General features: G+C 30.8%; 4 protein-coding genes and 1 other RNA gene. All 5 read right to left on the reverse strand.

The features are described 5' to 3' along the window. Positions 1-397 (reverse strand): acyltransferase family protein (locus tag ACHZC3_RS10430; RefSeq protein ID WP_394759803.1); only part of this gene is annotated, 397 nt, incomplete at its 3' end. A 63-nt stretch (positions 398-460) separates the two neighbouring features. Continuing rightward, entirely contained in the window at positions 461-700 is a 240-nt protein-coding gene (locus ACHZC3_RS10435) for a hypothetical protein (RefSeq protein WP_394759804.1), read from the reverse strand. Positions 701-773: 73 nt separating this feature from the next. Continuing rightward, a complete protein-coding gene (locus ACHZC3_RS10440; RefSeq protein WP_394759805.1) occupies positions 774-1,328 on the reverse strand; it encodes a hypothetical protein in 555 nt (184 codons plus the stop codon). Between the two features lie 21 nt (positions 1,329-1,349). Continuing rightward, positions 1,350-2,252 carry an OmpA family protein gene (locus tag ACHZC3_RS10445; protein ID WP_394759806.1) on the reverse strand — a complete coding sequence of 301 codons (903 nt, stop codon included), beginning with the start codon at positions 2,250-2,252 and terminating at the stop codon, positions 1,350-1,352. 178 nt (positions 2,253-2,430) lie between these two features. After that, positions 2,431-2,827: a transfer-messenger RNA gene (gene ssrA / locus ACHZC3_RS10450) on the reverse strand. Positions 2,828-2,999 lie beyond the last annotated feature (172 nt).

Below are 2,999 nucleotides of genomic sequence, written 5' to 3' on the forward strand. Positions count from 1 at the left end.
CATCAATTGTATATTGCATTTTGAGCAGAGTTATGTTTCTAGGGATATAAGTCCATACATCCTTATTGAATAGATATGGAGTGTTTTTATTTTCGTAAACAAATGGAATTAGTACTATAGTTAATAGTAAGACGAAGAGCAATGCAGGGAACAAACGAAGGATTCTTTTCCAAAAATAATCAATAATATCTTTGCTTCTTTCGAAACTTTGGAATATCAAATAGCCACTTATTACAAAGAAACCTTGAACCCCAAGAGATGCAAAAGTTAAATTGCATTTAGAAATAAAGCATAAATAATCAGATTCTTTACTGCCAGAAAAAATATATGAATGAGTAACAATTACAAAAACAGCAAATAGTAACCTTAAAAAATCAAAATTATTTTTTCTACTCATTATGATATAATCATTTTTTTAGTTTTTTTGTGTAAAGTTTTTTTATTGATGCTTTCTTGGTATTTATTCCTTTTTCAAACTTTTTAACAACCCAAATATACTAACAATTGCCCAAGTTCCTTCTAATATTATAAAGGGCATATAATTAATTAAAACAGATGCATAACATGCAATTGTTGCGCCTAAAATGTTTAATGAGTAAAAAAGCAGACCATCCTTTTTAATTAAAGAATATATGTTCAAAAAATAAGCAACAAGTACAATACTTACACCAAGAGAACCTATTAAATCGTTGTAATTCATGTTTTGTTATAAAGTTTCAAAGATAAAAAAACCACGTTAAAAAAACGTGGTTAATTGCTTTACATTAGTAGGGTTATTCCTTTCCACCATCAAGTGTTTGTTGCCAGACTTTAAGCTCTTGCCATTTGCCTTGATAAGCTAACAATGCTTGTTTTGCCCAAGTCCCTGGATTATGGATTGTGTATCTATCGCCAGCGTTATCAAGTATTTCTTGCGATTTTTCAATAGAGGTTTCAGATAAGGCTTTCCATGTTTTTATACCGGCGTTGTGGTATAATTCTTCAATTTTTGGTCCTATTCCTTCTACTATTTTTAGATCATCATGTTTTACTTTTTTGCCATATACGGATAAAGCTAGATTGGCATCAAATGGTACTGAAGCCTCTGTGGCAGTTGCAAATGATTGTGAATTACTACTTCCTTTTGCTTTGATAGTGTTTAATTCAGCCTGTAATGAAGAAATAGATGCGTTAAGTTTAGATGTATTTGCACGACAAGCATCTAAATCGGCTTGTAAGTTTATATTTCCAGAGCCACTGTTGTTTCCTCCAAGAGATTTACCTAATAAATATCCTAAAAAGGCGCTTAAAAGTCCTGTTAATATTGGTATTAATAAACATGTACTCATAATTTTGTTGTTTAATGTTAGTTATTTTAAAGTTACGACTGTTCTTCTGTTTTTAGCTTTGCCTTCAGACGTGTTGTTGTCGGCTATTGGTTCGTTTGGACCTTTTGAAGAACTTTCGATTTTGTCAGCAGAAATTCCATTTTTAGTTAAATATTCTCTAGCAAAATCTGCTCGATTTTGACCTAATTTAGTATTTACATCTCTGTTTCCAACATTGTCTGTATGGCCTACGCAACTTATTTTTGCATCAGAAACATGGTCAAGATAATTACTTAAATCAGAAATTTTTTGTCTTTCTTCGGTGGTTAAATTAATCTCGGTTTGATTGGTATTAAAATATAATATTAAAGGATTTGTATTATTTTTTTCTTTTAGAGCGTTCCAATCTTCCGTTTTTTCTGTTGATGCTATTTCATTTTCATTAATTTTGAAATCAACAGGCCCCAAAACAGTATCATTAGATACGTTCCAAGCATCACGAATTTCTCCATTGGTTTCAAAGCGATTTGAAGCAAAACCCTTAGATATAAAATAGTTTTTAATGTCATTTGCTCTTGCAATACCAAGATTAGGAAATGCGGAAGTGTTTTTTTCGCTATTTAAAGCATAACCAGTAATGAGTAATTTCTGATTAGGATTTTTATCAAAATAAGCTTTCAGCTGATCAATACCTAAATTAATAGAATCATGAACAGGCTGAATAGTATTAAAGCCATTAGTTAAAAACCTGAAATTGTTATGACAGGCATAATTAAAATCAGTTCCATTTAAACTGAAATTGTTTTGACTTCCTGTTTCAGTAATAGGAATGTCGGTTTTGGTTTTTTCATTGCAACAATCTTGACAACAATATTTATTGTACAAAAATGTACCAGTAATAATTGTTGCTAAGATGCCTAGAGTGTAAAGTGTTTGTTTAGACATAGTTAGTAAGATTTTTAGTATTATCAAATTTAATAAAAAAATAGTTATATTCATTTTTTTTTTTTCTTTTAAAATTTCAAGAAATTGTGTTAACAATAGTATGTTCTTTTCTATAATGTATAAATATTCATAAAAATAAAATCCGAAGCTCTTATAGTATAAGAATTTCGGATTTATTTTGTGGAGTCGGGGAGAATCGAACTCCCGTCCAAACAAGCAACTAAAGAGCTTTCTACATGTTTATTTCTTGATTAGATTTTCGACCGTGTGCTATGCCAAGAACAGCAACACAAAGCTTAGTTTTATCAGTGTCAAAACGGATTCAAAACATTACCGTTTCTAGGTTTACTTTTACGGTTCCCCTGAACAAAACGCCATAAACCAAGGCTTTTTAGGAGAATCCAGCTTCTCTACCTTGTAGAGACTTGGCAAATCGTACTATAGTTCGGATTATGCAGCTAAAGCGTAGTTATTTTCGCCGTGTAAAATTTTGAGACATTATATTTATGAGCAGCACCTCACTGCTCAACATGCTTACAATTCAATTCGACTTGCTGTCAAAACCAGTCGACCCCATTTTGGTTTGCAATAGTACAAAAAATATACCAATTTTATTCTAAACCTTCTTCTTTACTTTTTATTTCGAATGGATAATCGCCAAATAAGCTAGAAAGCAATTTCAATTTATAAGTACATCTTGTATATTTGTTTGATATGCAGATTAATGTGGCTTTCTCATCTTTCAAT

The organism is Flavobacterium sp. (assembly GCF_043720215.1).
Taxonomy (GTDB): Bacteria; Bacteroidota; Bacteroidia; order Flavobacteriales; family Flavobacteriaceae; genus Flavobacterium.